Origin of the sequence: Microbacterium sp. AISO3, from assembly GCF_002204305.1 — a bacterium.
Lineage (GTDB): Bacteria > Actinomycetota > Actinomycetes > Actinomycetales > Microbacteriaceae > Microbacterium > Microbacterium arborescens.
The window spans coordinates 29568-52288 of the sequence record NZ_NHRF01000003.1 but is presented as its reverse complement, the minus strand read 5'-3'; the positions used below and the strand labels follow the sequence as shown (position 1 = coordinate 52288).

22 protein-coding genes and 1 tRNA gene are annotated in these 22721 nt (G+C 69.9%); 15 read left to right on the top strand and 8 right to left on the bottom strand.

Annotated elements, in window-relative coordinates; all coding sequences use genetic code 11:
* Positions 1-53 precede the first annotated feature (53 nt).
* Complete coding sequence (locus CBF90_RS05355; protein WP_023954658.1) at positions 54-893, top strand: SDR family oxidoreductase; 840 nt, start codon at positions 54-56, stop codon at positions 891-893.
* Between the two features lie 126 nt (positions 894-1019).
* The gene (locus CBF90_RS05350) at positions 1020-2204 is read left to right on the top strand and encodes a glycosyltransferase (RefSeq protein ID WP_088380090.1); all 1185 of its coding nucleotides are present in this window, start codon (positions 1020-1022) and stop codon (positions 2202-2204) included.
* A 60-nt stretch (positions 2205-2264) separates the two neighbouring features.
* On the opposite strand, the gene CBF90_RS05345 is transcribed toward CBF90_RS05350, so the two are convergent.
* Positions 2265-3122, bottom strand: coding sequence for a LuxR C-terminal-related transcriptional regulator (locus CBF90_RS05345; RefSeq protein WP_088380089.1), 858 nt, complete (start codon positions 3120-3122; stop codon positions 2265-2267).
* A gap of 122 nt (positions 3123-3244) precedes the next feature.
* Here CBF90_RS05345 and CBF90_RS05340 point away from each other — a divergent pair, with 122 nt between their 5' ends.
* On the top strand, positions 3245-3595 hold the full coding sequence (locus CBF90_RS05340) for a DUF485 domain-containing protein (RefSeq protein WP_023954652.1): 351 nt from the start codon (positions 3245-3247) through the stop codon (positions 3593-3595).
* 17 nt (positions 3596-3612) lie between these two features.
* Complete coding sequence (locus CBF90_RS05335; protein WP_036306006.1) at positions 3613-5229, top strand: cation acetate symporter; 1617 nt, start codon at positions 3613-3615, stop codon at positions 5227-5229.
* A 73-nt stretch (positions 5230-5302) separates the two neighbouring features.
* Here the strand turns inward: CBF90_RS05335 and CBF90_RS05330 are convergent, their stop codons facing one another.
* Positions 5303-5824, bottom strand: coding sequence for a methylated-DNA--[protein]-cysteine S-methyltransferase (locus CBF90_RS05330; RefSeq protein WP_088380088.1), 522 nt, complete (start codon positions 5822-5824; stop codon positions 5303-5305).
* 166 nt (positions 5825-5990) lie between these two features.
* On the opposite strand from CBF90_RS05330, the gene CBF90_RS05325 reads away from it, so the two are divergent.
* Together CBF90_RS05325 and CBF90_RS05320 are read left to right on the top strand one after the other, a co-directional pair.
* Positions 5991-9719, top strand: coding sequence for an ATP-binding protein (locus CBF90_RS05325; RefSeq protein ID WP_064954939.1), 3729 nt, complete (start codon positions 5991-5993; stop codon positions 9717-9719).
* On the top strand, positions 9706-9900 hold the full coding sequence (locus tag CBF90_RS05320; RefSeq protein ID WP_064954938.1) for a hypothetical protein: 195 nt from the start codon (positions 9706-9708) through the stop codon (positions 9898-9900). The genes CBF90_RS05325 and CBF90_RS05320 overlap by 14 nt, the downstream gene beginning before the upstream one ends.
* 5 nt (positions 9901-9905) lie before the next feature.
* On the opposite strand, the gene mscL is transcribed toward CBF90_RS05320, so the two are convergent.
* From mscL to CBF90_RS05305, 3 genes are read right to left on the bottom strand one after another with little or no spacing between them, the layout of a single operon-like run.
* Positions 9906-10400, bottom strand: coding sequence for a large conductance mechanosensitive channel protein MscL (gene mscL, locus CBF90_RS05315; protein ID WP_023954645.1), 495 nt, complete (start codon positions 10398-10400; stop codon positions 9906-9908).
* A 32-nt stretch (positions 10401-10432) separates the two neighbouring features.
* Entirely contained in the window at positions 10433-10723 is a 291-nt protein-coding gene (locus tag CBF90_RS05310) for an FmdB family zinc ribbon protein (RefSeq protein WP_023954643.1), read from the bottom strand.
* A 13-nt stretch (positions 10724-10736) separates the two neighbouring features.
* Positions 10737-11333 (bottom strand): 5-formyltetrahydrofolate cyclo-ligase, encoded by a 597-nt coding sequence (locus CBF90_RS05305; protein ID WP_088380087.1) that lies wholly within the window; start codon positions 11331-11333, stop codon positions 10737-10739.
* 66 nt (positions 11334-11399) lie between these two features.
* On the opposite strand from CBF90_RS05305, the gene galU reads away from it, so the two are divergent.
* The 3 genes from galU to CBF90_RS05290 all read left to right on the top strand — a co-directional run bounded on the left by galU (position 11400) and on the right by CBF90_RS05290 (position 13914).
* Positions 11400-12278 carry a UTP--glucose-1-phosphate uridylyltransferase GalU gene (gene galU, locus CBF90_RS05300; protein WP_023954639.1) on the top strand — a complete coding sequence of 293 codons (879 nt, stop codon included), beginning with the start codon at positions 11400-11402 and terminating at the stop codon, positions 12276-12278.
* A 19-nt stretch (positions 12279-12297) separates the two neighbouring features.
* The gene (locus CBF90_RS05295; RefSeq protein WP_023954637.1) at positions 12298-12939 is read left to right on the top strand and encodes a GNAT family N-acetyltransferase; all 642 of its coding nucleotides are present in this window, start codon (positions 12298-12300) and stop codon (positions 12937-12939) included.
* A 72-nt stretch (positions 12940-13011) separates the two neighbouring features.
* Positions 13012-13914: a hypothetical protein gene (locus CBF90_RS05290; RefSeq protein ID WP_023954635.1), complete on the top strand. Its 903-nt coding sequence runs from the start codon at positions 13012-13014 to the stop codon at positions 13912-13914.
* An 8-nt stretch (positions 13915-13922) separates the two neighbouring features.
* Here CBF90_RS05290 and CBF90_RS05285 read toward each other — a convergent pair whose 3' ends face one another.
* On the bottom strand, positions 13923-15122 hold the full coding sequence (locus CBF90_RS05285) for an amidohydrolase family protein (RefSeq protein WP_088380086.1): 1200 nt from the start codon (positions 15120-15122) through the stop codon (positions 13923-13925).
* Positions 15123-15179: 57 nt separating this feature from the next.
* Between CBF90_RS05285 and CBF90_RS05280 the strand changes: the two genes are divergently transcribed.
* Positions 15180-15252: transfer RNA gene (locus tag CBF90_RS05280), tRNA-Ala, on the top strand.
* Between the two features lie 55 nt (positions 15253-15307).
* Here the strand turns inward: CBF90_RS05280 and CBF90_RS05275 are convergent.
* Positions 15308-16219, bottom strand: a complete 912-nt coding sequence (locus tag CBF90_RS05275; protein WP_023954631.1) for a LysR family transcriptional regulator — start codon at positions 16217-16219, stop codon at positions 15308-15310.
* Between the two features lie 238 nt (positions 16220-16457).
* Here CBF90_RS05275 and CBF90_RS05270 point away from each other — a divergent pair, with 238 nt between their 5' ends.
* The 4 genes from CBF90_RS05270 to CBF90_RS05255 all read left to right on the top strand — a co-directional run bounded on the left by CBF90_RS05270 (position 16458) and on the right by CBF90_RS05255 (position 20355).
* Entirely contained in the window at positions 16458-17570 is a 1113-nt protein-coding gene (locus tag CBF90_RS05270; RefSeq protein WP_088380085.1) for a PrpF domain-containing protein, read from the top strand.
* 65 nt (positions 17571-17635) lie between these two features.
* A complete protein-coding gene (locus CBF90_RS05265) occupies positions 17636-18991 on the top strand; it encodes an SLC13 family permease (RefSeq protein ID WP_088380084.1) in 1356 nt (451 codons plus the stop codon).
* 102 nt (positions 18992-19093) lie between these two features.
* Positions 19094-19660, top strand: a complete 567-nt coding sequence (locus CBF90_RS05260) for an NADPH-dependent FMN reductase (protein ID WP_023954623.1) — start codon at positions 19094-19096, stop codon at positions 19658-19660.
* A gap of 101 nt (positions 19661-19761) precedes the next feature.
* Complete coding sequence (locus tag CBF90_RS05255) at positions 19762-20355, top strand: helix-turn-helix domain-containing protein (RefSeq protein WP_023954621.1); 594 nt, start codon at positions 19762-19764, stop codon at positions 20353-20355.
* Here CBF90_RS05255 and CBF90_RS05250 read toward each other — a convergent pair.
* Positions 20336-21004 (bottom strand): DUF1028 domain-containing protein, encoded by a 669-nt coding sequence (locus CBF90_RS05250; protein WP_071917962.1) that lies wholly within the window; start codon positions 21002-21004, stop codon positions 20336-20338. The genes CBF90_RS05255 and CBF90_RS05250 overlap by 20 nt on opposite strands.
* A 150-nt stretch (positions 21005-21154) precedes the next feature.
* Between CBF90_RS05250 and CBF90_RS05245 the strand changes: the two genes are divergently transcribed.
* A complete protein-coding gene (locus tag CBF90_RS05245; RefSeq protein ID WP_088380083.1) occupies positions 21155-22681 on the top strand; it encodes an ABC transporter substrate-binding protein in 1527 nt (508 codons plus the stop codon).
* Positions 22682-22721 lie beyond the last annotated feature (40 nt).

Below are 22721 nucleotides of genomic sequence, written 5' to 3'. Positions count from 1 at the left end.
AGCCCAGTCGGGATCGGGTAGACCAACCGTTCACCGTTCGACGAAAGAGAGGGATGACCATGGAACCCCAGCAGCAGAACGTCCCGGGTACCGATCAGAAGATGGTGCCGAAGCCCGACTACGGCGAAGAGACCTACCGCGGCTCCGGAAAGCTCACCGGAAAGCGCGCCCTCATCACCGGTGGCGACAGCGGCATAGGCAAGGCGGTGGCGCTCGCCTACGCCCGCGAGGGAGCGGATGTCGCCATCAGCTACCTCGACGAGCACGAGGATGCCGAAGAGGCCAAGCGCTTCGTCGAGGATGCGGGCCGTCGCGCCGTTCTCATCCCCGGGGACATCTCCGACCCGGCGCACTGCCGCGAGGTCGTCCGGCGCACCGTCGAGGAGCTCGGGGGGATCGACATCCTGGTCAGCAACGCCGCGTTCCAGATGAACCGCGAGACCCTCGAGGAGATCCCCGACGAGGAGTGGGACTTCACGTGGGCGACGAACGTCGACGCGTACTTCCACCTGGTGAAGGCGGCGCTGCCGCACATGGGGCCGGGATCGTCGATCATCGGCTCGAGCTCCGTGCAGTCCGATCAGCCCTCGCCGAACCTGCTGCCGTACGCCGCGACGAAGGCCGCCATCGCGAGCATCACCGCCTCGCTCGCGCAGATGCTCGGTGAGCGCGGCATCCGCGCCAACAGCGTCGCCCCGGGACCCATCTGGACCCCGCTGATCCCGGCCACGCTGCCGCCCGACGCGGTGGAGAGCTTCGGCGAGCAGACACCCCTCGGACGGGCCGGCCAGCCCGCGGAGCTCGCTCCGGCGTACGTGCTGCTCGCATCCGACGAGGCGTCGTACATCTCGGGCGCGCGTCTGGCGGTCACGGGAGGCAAGCCCATCCTCTGAGCCCGGCGCTCGGGATCGGCGTCCGGCGCCGTTCGTTCACGCAACGCTCGTCCGCGGTTCACTCGCCGCGGGCGAGCGTTGCCGCACGATGGATCGCACCCGCCGCGTCGATCCCGAAGGTCCTGAATGAGCGCTCCGCTTCGCGTCCTCTCCCTCACCGAGGGCTTCTTCGCCGGCGGGGCTCGGATCCTCCACAGCGACGTCGTCGCCGGCCTCCACGCGCGGGGCGAACAGCGCCACAGCGTGCTCTCGATCGCGTCGCGGGCCAGGCGCGAGTCCACGGTGCAGCACATGGCCACCGATCCGCGCTATCGCTCGCTGCGCTCGGCGGGCATCGCCGTCGCCTCGCTGGGAAAGACCGCGGGGGCGGTGCCGCATGCGCCGCATGCGTACTCATCACGACAGCTGCGGGCGGCGTCGCGGGCGATCGCCGCAGCGGACGTCGTGCTCACGCTCAAGGAGCAGCCGCTCGGACTGCTGCTCGCGCTCGACGACGCCATGATGATGCCCGCTCGGCCCGTCGTGACCTGCCTCCATCGCTCCGATCCCGAGCATTCCGGCGACGCCCTCGCGTGGCTCGGCGAGAGCGTCCGGCGCGGGATCGTCACGGCGGCGGTCTCGTGCGCGCAGTCGACGGATGCCGCGTACGCGCCGCTTCTCGGCAGTGCGCGGCGCCACGTCGTCGACAACGGCATCGACCTCTCGCGGTTCCGCCCGGCCATCACCCGAGGGGATGACCCGGTGCGTCGCGAGCTGGGCATCCCGGAGGAAGCGGTCGTCGTCGCCTACGCGGCCCGGTTCGACGAGATGAAGGATCCCGAGCTCTTCCTGCGGTCGGTCGCCGCGCACCGCCGGATGGTGCCGGATGCGCACTATGTCATGTGCGGCGCGGGGATGACGCGCGAGAACCCCCGGCTGGTCGAGATGCTCTCCGCCGAGGGCGGTGACCGCGTGCACGCCCTCGGCATCCGCGACGACATGCCCGCGATCTACCGGGCGGCCGACGTCGTGGCGCTCACGAGCGCCTTCGGCGAGGCGGCGCCCCTCTGTCTGCTCGAGGGAGCGGCAAGCGGCGCGGTGCCGGTGACGACGGATGTCGGCGACGCGGCCCGCCTCGTCGAGGGGATCGGCATCGTCACCCCGCGTGACCCCGACGCTGTTGCGGCCGGGTGGCGACGTGCCGCCCTCGAACGCGAAGGATTCGCCGCTGCCGCGCTCGCCGCCCGCAACCGACTGGGTCGCGACCGGATGATCGCGGAGTACGCGGCGGTCATCGAGCAGCACCGCGGCCGTCTTCGCATCGCGGCCTGATCCTGCGCGTCGCGGCCTGGTCCGGCAACGACGTCAGCGAATATCGGCGGGCGTCGCGGGTCAGGGGAGCAGACCGAGGCGTCGAGCGCGTGTGACGGCCGCGTGCCGCGTCGACGCATCGAGCTTGGCCATGGCGGACTGAAGGTACGACTTCACGGTGCCCTCCTTCAGGCTCAGCGCCGCGCCGATCTCGGCGTTCGTCGAGCCGAGGGCGCAGCACGCCAGCACGTCGAGCTCGCGTGGCGAGAGCTGCACGTCGGCGTCCTTCGCCGAGGTCGTTCCGTCGCTCGCGACCGTCGTCAGGCGGCGTTCGATCGCGGCGAGCCGCGCCCGCAGGTCGGCGTCGTCGACGGTCGCCGCGATGCTGCGCAGCTCGGCGAAGCTCTCGCGGAGGTCTTCACGAGCCGCGGCGGACAGGCCCGTCGCCGCTTCGGGCGTCGGGGCCAGGGCGAGCCGTCGCTGCACCTCGTCGCGGATGCGCAGCTCGGTGCTGATCGCGTCCGCCGCGCGGAACGCCGGCCGTGCGACGAGGTCTCCGACGGGAGCCTGCGACCACGAACCGCAGTACAGCACCCCGCGGGCTCGGCCATCGGTCACGATCGGGACGGCGAAGAGCGTGGAGATCCCCTCGCCGAGGATCGCCCGGTCGTAGTCGTGGGTGATGGTGCGCGCGGTGCGATAGTCGAGGGCGAGGCGCGGGCGCTTCTCGACCATCGCGGCGCCGCCCAGTCCGCGGCCGATCCTCACCACCAGGTCGTCGATCGAATGCGACCGCGCTCCGGCGATCGCGGTGACGTGAACCGAGCCCTGGCTCTCGAGGCCGCCGAAGACGACGGGAAAGCGTGTGCTGCGTGCGAGGTCGTCCACCGCGCGGGAGACCAGCTGCGCGTCGTTCTCGGGTGCCGCCAGTGCCGTCACGCACTACCTACTTCCGGGGGTGACGGCCTCGTTGCCGCCTTTCGTAGCGTCGACCCTACCATCGCGGTCGCTCGACGACGACGACCGCTGGAGAGCTGCTCACCATGAGGCAAGGAGGCCACATGTCCGCATCGCCCACCCACTCGCCGCCGCCCGGCGCAGTGGATTACGTCGCCGTCGAAGAGTCGGCGCCGTTCCAGGAACTCAAGCGCAAACACCGCAGCTTCGTGTGGCCCCTCACGATCGTCTTCCTCGTTTGGTACTTCGTCTACGTGCTGCTGTCGTCGTTCGCGACCGACTTCATGGCCCAGCGCGTCTGGGGTGACATCACCGTCGGTCTGCTGTTCGGACTCGGCCAGTTCGTCACGACGTTCGCGATCACCATGGGCTACGTCTGGTACGCCAATCACAAGCTCGACCCGATCTCGGCGTCGATCCGGCATGACCTCGAACGGCAGGAGGCGGGTTCGTGAACGGATTCTGGGAAGCGGTGCACGGCGTCGGAGCGGCCGTCGTCGCGGCGGGCGAGACGGTCGACAACAATCCGGTGCTGAACATCTCGATCTTCGGTGCGTTCGTCGCCGTGACGCTGTTCATCGTCATCCGCGCCAGCCGCAACAACAAGACCGCCGCGGACTACTACGCCGCGGGCCGTTCGTTCACCGGTCCGCAGAACGGCTTCGCGATCGCGGGCGACTATCTGTCGGCGGCATCCTTCCTCGGCATCTGCGGCGCGATCGCGATCAACGGCTACGACGGCTTCCTGTACTCCATCGGATTCCTCGTGGCCTGGCTCGTCGCCCTGCTGCTCGTCGCCGAGCTGATGCGCAACACCGGCAAGTTCACGATGGCCGACGTCCTGTCGTTCCGGCTGAAGCAGACGCCGGTGCGCATGGCGGCCGCCATCACGACGCTCGCCGTGTGCTTCTTCTATCTGCTCGCGCAGATGGCAGGTGCCGGCGGGCTCGTCTCGCTGCTGCTGGGCATCACCGAGCAGGTCGGGCAGTCGATCGTGGTCGCCGTCGTCGGTGTGCTGATGATCGTCTACGTGCTGATCGGCGGCATGAAGGGCACCACCTGGGTGCAGATCGTCAAGGCGTTCCTCCTCATCGGCGGCGCGCTCGTGATGACGATCTGGGTGCTCGCGATCAACGGGTTCAACCTCAACACCCTGCTCGAGAGCGCGGTCGCCGCGTCGCCGAAGGGCGAGGCGATCCTCGGACCCGGCCTGCAGTACGGCGCCAACCCGTGGGACTTCATCTCGCTCGCCGTGGCGCTCGTCCTCGGAACCGCGGGCCTGCCGCACGTGCTCATGCGCTTCTACACGGTGCCGACGGCGAAGGAGGCCCGGCGCTCGGTCGTGTGGGCGATCTGGCTGATCGGTCTGTTCTATCTCCTCACTCTCGTCCTGGGCTACGGCGCGGGTGCGCTCGTGGGCCCCGAGCGCATCGCATCGGCGCCCGGCGGCGTCAACTCCGCGGCCCCGCTGCTGGCCCTCGAGCTGGGCGGCCCCCTGCTGCTCGGCTTCATCTCGGCGGTGGCGTTCGCGACGATCCTCGCGGTCGTGGCCGGTCTCACCATCACCGCGGCGGCCTCGTTCGCGCACGACATCTATGCGAACGTCGTCAAGAAGGGCGATGTGCCGCCGGACGGCGAGGTCAAGGTCGCCCGTCGCACGGTGATCGTGATCGGCATCCTCGCGATCGTCGGCGGTATCGGCGTGCAGGGACAGAACGTCGCCTTCCTCGTCGCCCTGGCGTTCGCGGTCGCTGCGTCGGCGAACCTGCCGACGATCATCTACTCGCTGTTCTGGCGGAGGTTCACCACGCGCGGCGCGGTGTGGAGCATGTACGGCGGCTTGGCGGCAGCCATCATCCTCATCGTCCTGTCGCCGGTGTTCTGGGGTACCGAGACGAGCGTGTTCAAGAACGTCGGCACGGCGATCTGGCCTCTGAACAACCCGGGCATCGTCTCGATCCCGCTGGGCTTCTTCCTCGGCTGGCTCGGCTCGGTCACCGAGCGCCGCCAGGAGGACCCGGTCAAGGCCGCCGAGATGGACGTGCGATCCCTCACCGGCCACGGCGCCGAGAAGGCGGTCGACCACTAGAGGGAGTGACACCGCCGATCGAACGACGGCCCCGGGCGTGCGCTGCCCGGGGCCGTCGTCGTTCCGGCGCGGCCTACACGCGGCCGGAGCCTGCACCGCTCTCGAGGTCGAGCAGGAAGCGCTTGCGTTCGGGGTGGCCGCCGTACTCGCCGATCGCTCCGTCGCTGCGGACCACGCGGTGGGCGGGCACGACGATCGAGATCGGTGTCCGCGCACAGGCCGATCCGACGGCGCGGTGCGCACGCGGCGAGCCGGCGGCGATCGCGATCTCGCCGTACGTCGCGACCTCGCCGTACGGGACGTCGCAGACGGCGCGCAGCGCCTCGCCGGCGAATCCGGTCGGCGCGAGCAGCCAGTCGATCGGGGTCTGGAAGCGCTGCAACCGTCCCGCGAAGTAGGCGTCGAGCTCTGCCGCGGCATCGGCGGTCGCGCCGGGATCGTGCACCGGCAACGCTCCGAGGGCGGGAGCGAGGTCGACGAGGGCAATGTCGGCGGGGCGGCCGAGGATGTCGAGGTGCACCAGGCCGGTTCCGGTCACCACGAGGAGGGCGTCGCCGATCGGCGTGGCGTGCACCGCGAAAGCTGCGTCGATCATTGCTCCATCATCTCGGGCGGCCTCGCGCACGACGGGCGGGGTCAGCGAACCGGGGGAGGAGATCGCCGGCGGGAAGGCTGGGGAGGAAACGCCGATCCTCCGGCGTGTCGGCAATAGCGCGAAACTCGGCGGCGCCTGAGTGTCGGATGCGGTCGCGCCGCTTAGGGTGTGTGCTGTGTGGCGAGGAGATCGAGGAGCCGTCCGTCCGGACGCAGCCGACGAGGTTCGGGTCGAATCGGTGACCCCGGCGCAGCTCGACGTCGCCGAAGAGGACGTCGCCGTCGCGCACGTCGCCGACCCGGAGCGCGAGCGCATCCGCGTGCAGGCGGCTCAGCTCGGCGGCCGGTCGACGCTGCTGCACTACATCGCCTCCGACGACGTCGGCATCGACATCACCAAGGCGCATCCCGGCAGTCTGCCGCAGTTCATCACGGGCCGGTCGACGCTGCTGTCGAACCTGTTCCGCGACGAGGTCGGACTGCGCACGGCACGGCTCGCGGCCGGGCGCATCACCGCGAAAGACGTCGAGCTCCGCACGACGCGCGGCCTCGACACGGTCCATCTCGGCGTCGGGTTCGCCTCGTGGCGTGCCGGGGGACTCACCTACAACGCGCCCGTCCTCCTGCGACCGCTCGCCATCCGCCGTCATCACGGCGACTTCGATCTCAAGCTCCACGGCTCCTTCTCGGTCAACCCCGAGCTCGTCGAGATCGCCCGCACGCATTTCGGCATCGACCTCGACCGGCGCGGGCTGGCCGCGCTCGCGTACGACGGCGGCGTCTTCAAGCCGCAGCCCGTCATCGACCACCTCCGCGCCCTGACGGCGCATGTCGACACGTTCACCGTGCAGCCGCGCCTGATCGTCTCGACGTTCGCCGATGTCGCCGCCCGCGCGGAACGCGACGCCGCCGACCTCGACGTGCCCGTGCTCAATGCGCTCGCGGGCCACGAGGACGACCGCGCTCTCATCGCGACGCGGTACCCGGTGCCCGACGCCGTTCCCTCGGACGACCGCCCGCCCGCATCCGACCGCCTGCTGCTCGACGCCGACGCCGAGCAGGAAGGCGTCCTCGACCGCATCGTCGCGGGGCAGTCGCTCGTCGTCCACACGCTCCCCGGCACGGGGGGCACGCAGACGATCATCAACGCCGTCGGCGAGCTGGTCAGGCGAGGCAAGCGCGTCCTCGTGGTCAGCGCCCGCCGTTCCACTCTGGAGGGCGTCCGCCACCGCCTCGCCGGCATCGGGCTGCCCGGGCTCGCCGTCTCGCCTCGCGGCGTCCACCGCGACCTCATTCGCGCGATCGCCCGGAACGAGAAGGCGCAGCACCCCAAGATGGGTGAGATCGACGACGCGCTGGTGCGCCTGCGCACGGTGCTGCGCGACTATCGCGTCTCGCTGACGCAGCGGCATCCGATGCTCGGCGTCTCGCCGCTCGAGGTGCTGCAGAAGCTGACGACGATCGCCGCCGAGTCTCCGCAGCCCTCGGCTGCCACCCGGTTCGATTCCGCGACCCTCCAGCGCCTCTCGACACGACGCGCTGAAGCCGCCGCTTCGCTCGCGACCGCTGCGCGGCTGGGGGAGTTCCGCTTCGGTCCCGACGACTCGCCCTGGTACGGCGTCGCGTTCGAGACGACCGAGCAGGCACGCGCCGCGCACGCCCTGGCGGGTCGGCTGCACCGCACCGAGATCCCGGAGATCCTCGAGCGCGGGTATGAGCTCATCGGACAGACCCGGATGCGGCCGTTCACGACGCTCGCCGAGCTCGGCGCGTACATCCGTCTGCTGCAGGGCATCCGCGCCTCGCTCGACCGCTTCAGCCTGACCGTCTTCGAGCGTCCGCTGGGCGACCTCATCGAGGCGCACTCGACCCGCCGCGACACCCCGGAGATGAACGGCGCCACGCGTCGCCGTCTGCGCCGCCTGTCCAAGGAGTACGTGCGTCCCGGGATGCACGTCACCGACATGCACGACGCCCTCGTGCGAGTGCAGAAGCAGCGCGAGCAGTGGCAGCGCCTCGCCGAGGCGGGCGTCGTGCCCGAGATCCCCGCGGGCCTCGATGCCGTCGCGACCTCGTGGCAGCGCGTCGATGCCGATCTCGGTGAGCTCTCTCGCGTTCTCGGCCCCGGACACGACCTGCTCGCGACGCCGATCCCCGAGCTCGTGCGGATCCTCGCCGGACTCGCCGCCGACTCCGATGTGTTCGACAACCTCGTCGAGCGCGCCACTTTGCGCGGCGAGCTCGCCGCACTGGGCCTCGAGGGTCTGCTGACCGAGCTCTCCGTGCGGCATGTGCCCGAGGAACGCGTCGCGTCGGAGTTCGAGTTCGCGTGGTGGCAGTCCGCCCTCGAGGCCATGCTCCGCAGCGACCGTGCGCTGCTCGGCGCGAACACCAGCGTCGTCGACCGGCTCGAACGCGACTTCCGCCTCGTCGACGAGGCTCACGCGGCATCGGCGGGGCAGCAGCTCGCGGCCGAACTCGCGACGCGATGGAAGATCGCGATCGTCGACGAGGCCGACGAGACCGCGGCGCTGAAGTCGGCGCTGCGCGAGGGCACCGCCTCGGCCGCCGAGCTGCTCGCGGTCGCTCCCAAGCTGCTTCGGACCCTCGCGCCGGTGTGGATCGCATCGCCCTACGAGGTCGCGACGCTGCCCGCCCGTCCCGCCTACGACGTCGTGATCCTGGCGGATGCCGGCGCCCTCAGCGTCGCCGAATCCGCCGCTGCGCTCCGCCGCGGGCGGCAGGTCGTCGCGTTCGGCGATCCGGTGACGCAGCGACCGACGCCGTTCGAGATCGCCGCTGACCGCGATCCCTCCGACGAGCCCCTCGTCGACCCCGAAGAGCGCAGCGTCTTCGAGCGGCTCGCCGAGATCGTCCCGGTCGAGACTCTGACGCGCAGCTACCGCGCGGGAGGCGAAGACCTCGCGGAGCTCGTCAACGAGGCTTTCTACGGCGGCGAGATCGTCTCGTTCCCCTGGGCCGGCTCGTACCTCGGACGAGGCAGCCTCAGCGTCGACTACGTCGAAGGCGGTGTCGGCGCGCCCGACCCCGACTCCGGTGCGGTGGAGAGCCCCGACGCCGAGGTCGCCCGCGTCGTGACGCTCGTCGTCGAGCACGCCGTCAACCGCCCGAACGAGTCGCTGATGGTCGTCACCGCGTCGACGAAACACGCCCTCCGCATCCGCGCCGCCGTCGAGGCTGCTTTCGCCGGACGATCGGATGTCGCCGAGTTCGTCGGTCGCGAGACGGCTGAGCCCTTCGCCGTCCTCGGGCTCGAGGAGTCTGTGGCCGAGAGCCGCGACCGCGTCGTGTTCTCCCTCGGGTACGGCCTCACCCGCCACGGGCGCGTCCTGAGCGACTTCGGCGTGCTCTCCGGACCGGACGGCGAGCGTCTGCTCACCGTCGGCATGACGCGCGCCCGTCGCTCCATGGTCATCGTGTCGTCGATCCGGCCGTCCGCGTTCGACGACGGACGCCTCGAGAACGGCGCCGCAACGCTCATGTCGATCCTCGGGGGCATCGCAGCCCGCGCCCGCGAGGCCCGCCTCGAAGACCTCGCCGACCCCCTGACGCTCGCTCTCGCGCAGAACCTCCGCCGCCTCGGCGTCGCGGTCGATGTCGCATACCGCGGGCTGCTTCCGCTGGTCGCGCAGCGCGACGGCAAAGCGGTCGTTGTCGAGGGCGACCCCGAGACGATCGGACAGTCGCTCCGCGAGTCGCTGCGGTTGCGGCCGCAGATCCTGCGGCGGCTGGGATGGCACTACATCCGCGTGCACTCGTTCGATCTCTACAGCGATCCCGCCGGTGTGGCCGCACGGGTCGCGGCGATCCTGGGCGTCGAGCCCGAGGCGCCGACGGCGGATGCGAGCACCGAGCCGCTCGATGTCATCGACTGATCGGCAACGGGTGGAGCGCGTCGGTCGCCGTCGCGCCCGATTGACCGCAGCTCCGGGTACCACGGCCGAGCCGACACCGGCCGATGAGACGACGGATGCCCCGGCCGGCGCCCAGGGCGCGGCCGGGGCATCCGGTCCGAACGATGCGCGGATGCGGAACGAGGTTCCGCCGCACTACTGACTCCGTCAGGCGGAAGGCGCTGCCGGGGGAGTGTTCTGCGAACGGCGCAGCGGGGCGTCGGTAGCCGCCGCGGGTGCGGGCGACGTGGAGCTCGCGGCGTTGTTCTTCTCCAGCAGGTCGCGGATCTGGATGAGCAGCTCCTGCTCGGTCGGGAGCTTCGCCGTCTCTTCGACGACGCCGGCCTTGGCGGCCTGGCGCTCCTTCCACTTGTTCATCGGCACGACGAACACGAAGTACACGACGAGAGCGACGGCGAAGAAGCTGATGATCGCCGTGATGAGTCCCCCCAGGGGGAACGGGACCGGCTGACCGTAGATTCCGGTCAGCGTCGGACCGGCGATACCCTCCTCGTTGGGCTGGTAGAACAGCTCGACGAGCGGGTTGATGATGCTCGACACGATCGCGTTGACGACGGCGGTGAACGCGCCGCCGATGACCACGGCGACGGCCAGGTCGATGACGTTGCCGCGCATGATGAAATCGCGGAAGCCCTTGATCATGGCTCTCCTCTCTGTCCGGACGCGCCGGGGTGTCAGGAACCCGCCGCGGCGGGGGAGGACTTCGCCTCGGACTTCGATGATGCCGAAGACGACGAGTCACCGCCACCGGTTGACGTGCTCGACGCTGCGCCCGATCCTGACCCGCTCGCGCGCGAGTCGGTGCGGTAGAAGCCGCCGCCGTTGAAGGTCACGCCGATCGACCCGTACTGCTTGCGGAGCTCGCCCGAGCACTCGGGGCAGACCGTGAGAGCAGGCTCGGCGAAGGACTGGACCGCGTCGAAGCGGTGCCCGCACGACTTGCAGGCATAGGCGTAGGTGGGCATGGTTCCTCGGTGTTCAGTGCGCCTCGGGAGCGAGGACGACGGTTCTGGTGGGAGTGACGACGCCGGTGACCGGCTGATCGTGCAGGTCGCGCGGCACCTCGTCGACGAGTTCGGAGTCGAAGAGCACGGCGTACACCGGCGGGCGGTTCTCCATCGAACCGAGGGTCTTGTCGAAGTACCCGCGGCCCCAGCCGAGGCGCATGCCTGCGGCGTCGACCGCAGCGGCGGGGATGACGAGCAGATCGACGTCGCCGACGGCGATGGGGCTGAGCACTTCGCCGATCGGCTCGGGCACTCCGAAGAGGCCGTCAGCGACGGCGGCCCCCGGTTCGGCGACGACCCAGTCGAGCAGGCCGTCGTTGCGGCTGATCGGCAGGAGCACCCGGACTCCCGCCGCGACGGCTTCGTCGATGAAGGCGCGGGTGCCCGGCTCGGTCGGCGCCGAGAGGTAGCACGAGATCGAGCGGGCGCCCGTTCTGGACACCAGCTCGCGAAGCTGCTCGCGGATGCCGTCGGCGGCCGACTCGCGCGCGGCATCCGACATCCCGTACCGGCGTTCGCGGAGGTCCGCCCGCAGCGCGCGCTTTGCGTTGTCGATCGCGTCGGACATGCCCCCGATTGTAAAGGCTGTGCGCGTTAGGGCTCGTCTGCGGCACCTGATCGATATGGTGGTCCCATGTCTCAGCAGCGCATCAAGGCGGTCATCCCCGCCGCAGGCCTCGGCACCCGTTTCCTTCCCGCCACGAAGGCCATGCCGAAGGAGATGCTGCCCGTCGTCGACAAGCCGGCGATCCAGTACGTCGTCGAAGAGGCGACCCAGGCAGGCATCGATGACGTCCTGATCATCATCGGGCGCAATAAGAACAACCTGTCGAACCACTTCGACTCCGTCCCCGAGCTCGAGCACAACCTCACGCGCAAGGGCGATGACGTCAAGCTGCGCAAGGTGCAGGAGTCGTCCGACCTCGCCGACATCCACTTCGTCCGTCAGGGCGAGCCGAAGGGTCTGGGGCACGCGGTGCTGCGTTCCCGCGCCCACGTCGGGGACGCGACGTTCGCCGTCATGCTCGGCGACGACCTGATCGACGAGCGCGACCCGCTGCTGCCGAAGATGCTCGCCGAGCAGGAGCGCTCGGGTCTGACGGTCGTCGCCCTCATGGAGGTCGACCCCGACCAGATCCACCTCTACGGCGCCGCGGCGGTCGAGCCGACCGACGACCCGGATGTCGTCAAGGTCACGGGGCTCGTGGAGAAGCCGAAGAAGGAGGACGCACCCTCCAACTACGCGATCATCGGTCGTTACGTCCTCAAGCCCAACGTGTACGAGATCCTCGAGCGGACCGAGCCGGGCAAGGGTGGCGAGATCCAGCTGACGGATGCGCTGCAGGAGCTCGCGACGACCGAGGGCGTGCTCGGCGTCGTCTTCCGCGGACGCCGCTACGACACGGGCGACCGGCTCGACTACATCAAGGCGATCGTTCAGCTCGCCTCCGATCGCGATGACCTCGGTCCTGAGCTGCGGCCGTGGCTGAAGGACTTCGTCGGGACCCTCTGACACGAGAACGGGAACGCGCGTGGAGGCCACCGCACCCCGCCACCACGGACCGGTGGCCATACGGCTGATCAGGCCGCGCGACGCCCGCACCCTGCAGTCCGAGCTGCTGGCGAACCGTTCGTGGCTGCAGCGATGGGAGGCGACGAGCCCCGATGGCCCCGTGTCGTTCGACATGCGGCTCGGCATCCGGCGTCTGCTGCAGCAGTACCGCGACGGCAGCGGAGTGCCGTTCGTCATGGAGCATGAGGGCCAGATCGCCGGTCAGCTGAACGTCTGGGGCATCGCGCGCGGTTCGCTGTCGTCAGCGACGATCGGTTACTGGGTGAGCGAGCGGTTCGCCGGCAAGAGCATCACGCCGACCGCCGTCGCCCTCGCGACGGACCTCTGCTTCGAGGAGCTGCGGCTGCACCGCATGGAGATCTGCATCCGTCCCGAGAACCGGGCGAGTCTGCGCGTCGTCGAGAAGCTCGGATTCCGCTACGAGGGACTGCGCCGCCGCTACATCCACATCGACGGCGACTGGCGCGACCATTTCGCCTTCGCGCTCGTCGCAGAGGAGGTGCCTCGTGGTGTCCTCGGGCGTTGGCTCGAGGGCGCTGTGCCTCCCGACGCGGCCACCGTCCCGCTCGCGGACCGCCGCGCGGCGGGTCTCGAACCTTAAAGTTGAACAAGAACTTCAGACACGGGTGTGTCTGAAGTGTCACCACGGAGGATGCCACGTACGGTTGTCCCCATGGGTGGGCAGGTTCTCGGCGGCGGCGTGATCGTCCTCGTCGCGGTCGCGTTGTGGATGGTCTATCTGCTTCCGTCCTGGCACAGTCGTTACCGCTACGACGCCGCCGAACGCAACGCCGTCCGCCTGAACCAGGCGCTGCGCGTGCTCGCAGAGACCGCTGAGGCGCCCGAAGAGGTGCGGGTCGAGCTTTCGACGCGCACCGCGCTGGCGCAGCAGAAGCTCGCCCGCCAGGTGCAGCACGAGAAGGAGCAGCTGCGACTCGAAAGCGAGCGCCGCCAGCTCATCGAAGCGCGCCGTGAGGTGCGCGCCGCGCGCACCGCGCGCATGACGTCGCCCGAGCACCGGGCTCGTGTCCGCCGTCGGCTCCGCCTCGCGACGACGATCGTCGCTCTGCTGGCCGCTGGCGCGACCGGCGCCGGCGGATGGATGTTGACCTCGTCCGGATCGGCCGCGCTGCTGGTCTCGGGCCTCGCGACTCTGCTCGTGGCCACGGTCGTGCTCAACCGCATGGCTGCGGTAGCTCGACGCGCCGCCCGCTCCGCCGTCGTCGCCCCGACTGTCACCGCTCGTGTCGAGCCGGAGTCGGCCGTCGTGCCCGAGTTCGAGTTCGCCGACGCGCGTGCCACCTGGACGCCGCGCGAGCTGCCCCGCCCGCTCACTGCTTCCGCCGGTTCGCGCGCCGCGGCCGTGCTCGACGAGGTCGACGCGCGTGAAGCGCTGCGCCAGGCCGCGGTCGGTGAGGCGATCCAGCGCGAGGCCGCGCGCCGCGCGCCGGCATCCCTCGACGCCAGCCGGGCCGCCAAGGCACCCACCCCCGCATTCGTGCCGACCGGTCAGGTCGACGACGCGCAGATCGAGGATCACGTCCGGCGTCTGCTCGCGCAGCGCGCGGCCGGCTGACGCCCGACTCAGCGCTGGAACAGCACGCGCCCGTTCCCCACGACGATCTCGCGCTCGGGTGTGCGCACGAGCGCGTCCATCGGGTTCTCCGCGTCGACGAGGATGATGTCGGCGCGCGAGCCCGCTTCGATCCGGCCGACCGGCAGTCCCGCGAAGGGGGCCGAGCCGCCCGTCGCGATGTCGACCACACGGCGCAGGTCGTCGTTGCGGACGAGGCTCGAGGCGCGGGCGTACTGCCAGGCGATGCCGAGCAGGTCGCCGGTGCCGTAGGGGCTCCACAGGTCGCGGATGCCGTCGGTGCCGAAGCCGAAGCGCACGCCCGCGGCGTCCAGTTCGTGAAGCGGCAGCTGGGGGAGGCGCAGGGGCGCGACCGTCGTCATCGTGATGTCGAGCGCGGCCATCGCCTGGAGCAGGTCGCGCCGGTGCGTCGCGCCGACCTGCGCGAGCGCGAATCCGTGCGCGATGTTGACGCGTCCGGCGAGACCGAAACGCTCGGTGCGCTCGATGATCAGCTCGATCTGGAACGCGCCGAGCTCGGCGGGGTCGTGCAGGTGCAGGTCGATCCCGACGCCGCGGTCGGCGGCGACGCGGAAGAGCGCGTCGAGCTGGCCGACCGGGTCGCGATCGATCGTCGCGGGGTCGAGGCCTCCGATGAAGTCCGCGCCGGCGGCGGCCGCCTCGTCGAGCAGGTCGATGACGCCGGGGCGGCGCAGCACGCCGTCCTGGGGAAAGGCCACGATCTGAACCTGAAGCGCTCCGTCGTACGCGGCGACCGCTTCGCGCACGGCCTCGATGCCGCGCTGGGCGACGCCGAGGTCGACATCGACGTGCGTGCGGATGGCGGTCGTACCGTGACGGACGAACTGCTCGAGAACGTGTGCCGTCGTCGCGACGCTCGGGATTCCCAGTTCGTCGCGACGGGCGCGCTCGTGGCGGATGCGGCCGTCGGTGCCGCCCTCGCCGCCGTACGACTGCCAGGGCAGGCCCCACCACGACTTGTCGACGTGAGCGTGAGTGTTGACGAGACCAGGCAGCGCGAGCATTCCGCGTCCGTCGATCTCGAGACCGGTGCCACCCGTGGCAGCAGAAAGCGCCTGCGGCGTGGCGGGCTCGACCGAGGTGATCAGGCCGTCGGCGATGCGGATGTCGACGGCGGAGGCGTCGGCGACACGGACGTTGCGAATCAAGGATGCCGCGGGGTGGAGCATCCTTCCATTGTGCGCGCACGGACCAGCCCCGACTGCGTGATAGTGTGGGGGAGTTCCGGGCCTGTGGCGCAGTTGGTAGCGCGCTTCGTTCGCAATGAAGAGGTCAGGGGTTCGAATCCCCTCAGGTCCACCGAAACGAGAAACCGGCATCCATCAGGATGCCGGTTTTCGCATATGGGGGGCGGTCAGCCGGCGACGAGCTGCTCCCGGGCGACGTCGACGAGGATCTGGTGCATCGCGCGCTCCCCGGGCGGGCGGACGCGGTCGCTGCGATGCGCGACGACGACGCGCCGCGAGGGTGCGTCCTGGCCGAGGCCGACGATACGGACGTCCGGCCGTGCGGACTGCACCGCCGTGCGCGGAGCGAGGGCGACGCCGAGGCCGACGCTCACCATCGCGAGGGCTTCCTGGTAGTCGTTGGCCTCGAACGCGATGGTCGGGCTGAATCCGGCGGCCCGGCAGCTGCGCTCCAGGACCTCGGCCACCGGGTGGTCGCGCTTTCGGACGATCCACTCCTCGTGCCGAAGCATCGACATCGTCGCGTGACGCGTGCGCCCGAGGCGGTGGTCCTGCGAGACCACCAGCACCGTGGGGTCTTCGAACAGAGGAGTGATCGAGAGGTCGGGCTCGTCGATGCGGTTCCACTCGTAGTCCCACAGCAGCGAAAGGCCGATCGTGTTCTCCTGCAGAGCGGCGACGAGTTCGTCGAACCGGGCGCTGTGCACGTCGAGGCGCACATCGGGGTAGTCGCGCCGGAAGCGGCTGATCGCGACCGGCATGAGCGTAGTGCCGATCGTCGGGAACGTGCCGACTGCGATGCGGCCGCGCCGCAGACCTGCGAGCTCGCCCAGCTCGGACTCCGCTGCCCGCAGCCGGCGCAGGATGTACCGGGCGTGCCCGGCGAGCAGCGCGCCCGCCTCGGTGGCCGTGACGCCGCGCGGCTGGCGCCGCACCAGCGGCTGGCCGACCTCTTGCTCGAGCCGCTGCAGCTGTTGCGAGAGCGCCGAGGGTGAGTACCCGAGCGTCTTCGCCGCTGCGGTCAGCGACCCGTGATCGAGGATCGTCACCAGGACAGCCAGTCGTCGCACATCGAGCATGGGGGCCTCGCTTTCCGCCTCCACCGTACAGGCGAGAGCTCGCACGCTGAAAGCGGATGAAGCGATGCTTCACGATCACGGCTGACCCGGGCGACACTTCTGGCCGGACCGCTCGCGTGAATGCCGGGATTCTCCGCGCCAGCAGTATGAAGGATCACTTCACGGGCGTGAAGTGATCGGTCATTTTGCTGCACGAAGCTGCAGACGAGCATGGATGCCGACACCTCAGGAGGCGGCCATGTTGGAGATTCCGGCGACACTCATGCGGGGCGGGACCAGCAAGTGCTGGGTGTTCCGCCGCGACGAGCTGGAGCGTGTCGGCGCACCCGTCGACGACATCCTGCTGCGCCTGTACGGCAGCCCCGACGAACGGCAGATCGACGGCCTCGGCGGTGGCACCTCGACCACCAGCAAGGCCGTGATCCTGGCACCGAGCCGGCGAGACGACGCCGACATCGATTACACCTTCGCTCAGATCGGTCTCGCCGATGGCCGGGTCGACTGGTCGAGCAACTGCGGCAACTGCTCGGCCGCCGTCGCGCCCTTCGCTCTCCACGCGGGGTGGCTCCAGCCGCAGGGCGACCGGACGTCCGTGCGCATCCTCAACACGAACACGGGTCAGCTGATCGTCGCCGAGGTGCCGACGCCCGGAGGCATGTTCGACGAGTCGGGCGACACGCACATCGTCGGCGTCCCGTTCGCGGGCCTCGAGGTCGTGCTCTGGTTCGTCGACCCGGCCGGCCGGACCACGGGACGGCTGCTTCCTTCCGGCGTCGCGCTGGAAGAGATCGACGGTGTTCCGGTGACCCTGATCGACGGCGGCGCGCCCGTCGTCATCGCCGAGGCGACGGCGCTGGGCCTGACCGGCCTCGAGACGCCCGCCGAGATCGATGCGCGACCCGAGCTGCTCGCCCGCATCGACGGCATCCGTCGCGAAGGCGCCGTCCGCATGGGGCTCGCGGCGACCGCCGTCGCCGCGCTGAAAGCGGTGCCCAAGGTCGCGCTGGTGTCGCCCCGCAGCGCGGACGATCACGACTTCGGGGTCACGATGATGTCGATGGGTAGGGCGCACCCGGCCATTGCGATCACCGGCAGCGTCGCGCTGACGCTGGCGGCGGCGACTCCCGGCACCGTCGTGTCGAGGATGGCCGCGCGAGGCGCCGCCGACGTCACCTCGCTTCGCACGCCGTCGGGTGTCGTCAGCACCCGCATCGGCCGACACGGCGCCCTGCCCGCGGTCGGCATCACCCGCTCGGCGCGGCGGCTGGCGGATGCCTCCGTCACCCTGCCGCTGGAGCAGCTGCCCGATCAAGCATCGGGACTGGTCGAGGAAGCCCTCCTCGTCCGATGATCAGATAGGCGGCCGGCCTCGCCGAGGCGCAGCCGGCTGCCGCCAACCCCCGTTGGGAGACAACGATGTCACCAGAACTCATCTCGATACTCGCGTTGTTCGCGATGGTCATCATCGCCACCGTGCGGCCGATCAACATCGGCATCCTCGGATTCATCGGCACCTTCCTCGTCGGAACGCTCGTGCTCGGCCTCGACGAGAAGCAGATGCTCGCGGGCTTCCCCGCCGACCTCTTCCTCACGATCGTCGGCGTCACCTATCTGTTCGCCGTCGCGAAGCTCAACGGCACCGTCGACCTCATCGTCGACCGCGGCGTCCGCCTCGTGCGGGGCCGGACGGCGCTGGTGCCGTGGGTGCTGTTCGGGGTCGCCGCGATCCTCACGGCCATGGGCACGTTCCCGCCGGCCGCCGTCGCCCTCGTCGCCCCCGTCGCGCTCAGCTTCGCCGCCAAGCACGGCCTCGACCCGCTGCCGGTGGGAATGACCGTCGTGTACGGGGCGCTGGCGGGTTCGCTCTCGCCGATCTCGGTGCTCGGCCTGCTCGTCAGCGGCATGGTGGGCGACACCCCGGGCTTCTCGCCCATGGTGCTGTTCGTGACGGCGTTCGTCTACTCGACGCTGATCGCGATCCTGACGCAGCTGTTCTTCTCGTGGAAGAACCGGCTTCGCGGGGGAGCGTACCCGGGCGCTGCGGACAGCAGCACCGGTGATGGCGGCGCGGTGCCCGGACCCCGTGTGCCCGCAACGGGGAACATCTCCGTCGGCGGCGCCGAGCAGGGCTCGGTCCTCACTCTCACGCAGACCCTCCAGACCCCTCGCGTGCGGACGACGCCGGCTCAGGTTCTGACGCTGCTCGCCCTGCTGGGGCTGGCCGTCGGGGCCATGGTGTTCCACCTCGACATCGGCATCCTCGCGCTCGTCGCCGGCACCCTGATCGCCTTCATCGAGAAGAAGCACCTCACCGCGGCGGTCGAGGGCATCAGCTGGTCGACCATCCTCCTCGTCGCCGGCATGATCACCTACATCAGCATCGTCGAAGAAGCCGGCGCGATCGAGTGGGTCGCGAACGGCATCGGCAGCCTCGGTTCGCCCCTCATCGGGGTGCTCGTGCTCTGCGTCATGGCCGGTGTCGTCTCGGCGTTCGCCTCGTCGACGGCGGTCATCGCGATCTCGATCCCGATGCTCCTGCCGCTCATCCAGGACAGCCCCGTCGCCGGCGGGATGGCGATCTCTGCGGTCGCGATCGCCGCGAAGGTCGTCGACGTCTCACCGTTCTCGACCAATGGCGCGCTCGTCCTCGCGAACGCCCAGAACGTCGACCCGCCCGCGTTCTACCAGCGGATTCTGCGGTACTCCGGGGTCATCGTGCTGATCGGGCCGTTCCTCGCCTGGGCTGCGCTCGTCGTGCCGTTCTCGCTCTGACGGATCCGGGCGCGTACGGCGGCAGCCGTGCGCGTCGCGAGCCGGTCGGCGAGGGGGCGTAGAATGCATGCAACTGAATCGATCCCCCGGGAGGTTTCGTCCATGACCACCTACAACGTCGGCGTCATCGTCGGCAGCATCTCGTCGACCTCGATCAACCGTCGTCTGGCGAAGGCGCTCACCAAGCTGGCCCCGCAGGCCGGGCTCGAGCTCACCGAGATCCCGATCGCACCGCTGCCCTTCTACTCGGCTGACAACGACGCGTCGATTCCCGCCGAGGCTGCCGAGTTCAAGGCTGCGGTCGAGAAGGCCGACGGCGTCATCATCGTCACCCCCGAGTACAACCGCTCGGTGCCCGGCGTCCTGAAGAACGCTCTCGACACCGCGAGCCGTCCGTGGGGCGACAACAGCTTCGCCGGCAAGCCGTCCGCTGTCATCGGCATCTCCATCGGCGCGGTGGGCACCGCCGTCGCGCAGCAGCACCTGCGCTCGATTCTCTCGTTCCTCGCGTCGCCCGAGCTCTCGCAGCCCGAGGGCTACCTGCAGCTCACCGAGGGGCTGATCGACGACGACGGCACCGTCACCAACGAGTCGACGTCAGAGTTCCTGCTCTCGTGGCTGAAGGCCGTGCACGCGCACGTCGCGAAGAACCTCGCTGCCGCCAGCTGATCAGCAGACCCCTCTCGACAGGGCGCCCGACCACACGGTCGGGCGCCCTGTCGTCGTGATGCACCCCGGCGCATGGTGTCGTCGCCGGTAGGGTGACAGGCGTGACGCGCCCTCCCGAGACCGACGAAGCCCAAGCGGTGCGCGCTCTCGGCGCGACCGTCCGTGACTCGCGTAAGCGCCTCGGGCTGAGCGTGCACGCCCTCGCGGAGAAGGCGGGAGTGAGCTTCGGGCTCGTCAGCCAGCTCGAGCGCGGAATGGGCAATCCGTCGCTCCAGTCGATCCATCGACTCGCGGGTGCCCTCGGTGTGCCGGTCGGCCAGTTGCTCGACGAGCCGGCGGGCGAGCTCGCCGTCGTGGCCGCCGGCCAGGGGCACCGGATGCCGCCGATTGCCGATATCCCCGCCGATCAGCAGTCGGTCCGCGAGCTGCTGACGCCGCGGGGCGAATCGATGCTCCAGCTGATCCGGTCGACCCTACCGGTCGGATTCAGCAATGAAAGCCGTCCGTTCCGCCACATCGGCACCGAGACCGTCACGGTCGAGCGCGGGGTGCTCATCGTCGCGCAGGGCGAGCGTCGCGTGCGGCTCGAAACCGGCGACACGGTGACCTACGGCTGCTCCGAGGCGCACTGGTGGGCCAACGGCCACGACGACGTCACGGTCGTGCTCGGCGCCGTCACGCCTTTCGAGCGCTGAGATCCAGGCGCAGATCGCTCGCGCGCAGCTCCACGAGCCGGTGGAGTTCCGCGAGCGGGTCGTCGTGGTCGTCGACCCGGAGGTCGACCCACGCGTCGCCGGCGACACCCGACGACGTCACCATGACCGCGGCGCTCTGGCGTCCCCTGCGATCGCCGCCCTGCGCTTCACCCGCCGCGAGGACGGCGACGAGGCGCGCAGCGAAAGCGGCTGCATCGGGGGCGGGCGTGATTGTCGGGTCTTCGTCGCCAGCCAGCCATGCGTCTCGCATGGCGCCGAGCACGTCTTCGCCCGTCAGCAGGTTGCCGGCGACGATCAGGTCACTCTCGACGAGGTGGCCGCTCCACGGCGACGTGTCCGCACCCGTGTGCGCTGCCCCCGCGCCCGCCGCCGGCAGAACGGCGGCCTGGCGCAGTGCCGGCTCGTCGTCCCAGCGGGGGATGAGTGCGACGGCATCCGCTGCGGATCCCGACGCGACCGCGTCGAGAAGTCGGCCCCGCAGCGCCCGATTGGTCCATGCCTGGCTCGCCGCCGCGCCGACACCCCGCCGCACATCGATGACGGCGTTGCCCACGGCGAGCGACTTGCTCGCCGTGGCAGCGCCGATCAGGTCCGTACGACCATCGCGTGCCAGGACGGTGAAGGTCATGCGATTCCTCTCGCGGGGCGATTGTGAAGATTCTGTTTCGAGTTGGGCGTGCGCTTGTCGCCCTCCCTCATGGTGGCACATACTGATCGAATCATCATCAAAATGATGCACCAGCGATGATGCCCCGACCGATGACCCGATAGGCAGACCATGAACAAGCGCACCGCATTCGGCGCCGTGACCCTCGTCGCGGCGCTCACCCTGGCCGGTTGCTCCGCGGGCGAAGGCGTCGATATCGACGGCGCCGCCGGCGTCGAAGGCGACGTCCTCGTCGCGGCCATCGGCGGTGAACCCGACCAACTCGACCCCCATCGCACGAGCTCGTACTTCGCGTTCGAGGTGCTCGAGAACGTCTTCGACACACTCGTCGCCCCCGACGAGAATCTCGAGATGCAGCCCGCCCTCGCCGAGAGCTGGGAAGTCAGCGACGACCAGCTGACATGGACCTTCGATCTGCGCGACGGCGTCTCCTTCCACGACGGCTCCGACTTCACGAGTGCGGATGTCGTCTACTCCTACGACCGCATCATCGACGAAGAACTCGCCAACGCGTGGAAGTTCAGCGCGGTCACCGACGTCACCGCTCCCGACGACGACACCGTCGTCATCACCGTCTCGCAGCCCACGCCGAACCTGCTGAGCAACCTCGGCGGCTTCAAGGGCATGGCGATCGTGAAGAAGGAGAACGTCGAGTCGGGCGACATCACCACCGCGCCGATCGGCACCGGGCCTTTCTCGGTCGCGAGCTACACGGCCGGCGACCGCATCGAACTCGCCGCCAACGAGGACTACTGGGGTGGTGCACCCGAGCTCGGCGGTGTCGAGTTCCGCTTCATCTCGGAGCCGGCCACGGCTCTCGCCGCACTTCGCGCCGGAGACATCCAATGGACCGATGTCGTGCCGACGCAGCAGGTCTCCGACCTGCAGGGCGACGACGCCGTGCAGCTCGGCCTCACCCCCTCGAGCGACTACTGGTACCTGGCCCTGAATGAAGCGCGGGGACCGTGGAGCGACGTGCGGGTGCGGCAGGCGATCGCGTATGCGATCGACCGGGACGCGATCGTCCAGGCGGTCAGCTACGGAACCGCCGCGCAGAACCAGCTCGCGATCCCCGAGCAGAGCGTCTGGTACACCTCCTACGACCAGTACTCGACCGACCTCGACACCGCTCGCGGGCTGCTCGACGAGGCCGGCTTCACCGGCGGAACGCTCGACCTGCTCGCGACGTCGGACTATCCCGAGACCGTCACGGCCGCGCAGATCATCGCCGCGAACCTCGAGCCGTTCGGCATCGACGTGCAGATCCGCCAGCCCGACTTCTCTACCTGGCTCGACGAGCAGAACTCCGGAAACTTCGACATGCTCATGATGGGCTGGCTCGGCAACATCGACCCCGACGACTTCTACTATTCGCAGCACCACACCGACGGGGCCAGCAACGCGCAGAAGTACTCCAACAGCGAGGTCGATGGACTGCTCGACGCCGCTCGCGTCGAGGTCGACCAGGACGCGCGCAAGGGCCTCTACGCCCAGGCCGCGACGATCATCGCCGACGAGGCCAGCTACATCTACCTCTACAACCCGTCGGTCATCCAGGTGTGGTCGCCGCAGGTCTCGGGCTACGAGACGCGTGCCGACCGCGCCATCCGGTTCGACGACGCATCGATCGGCGACTGAGGTGACGACCTCGAGCAGCACGGTCCGTCCGAGAGGAGGC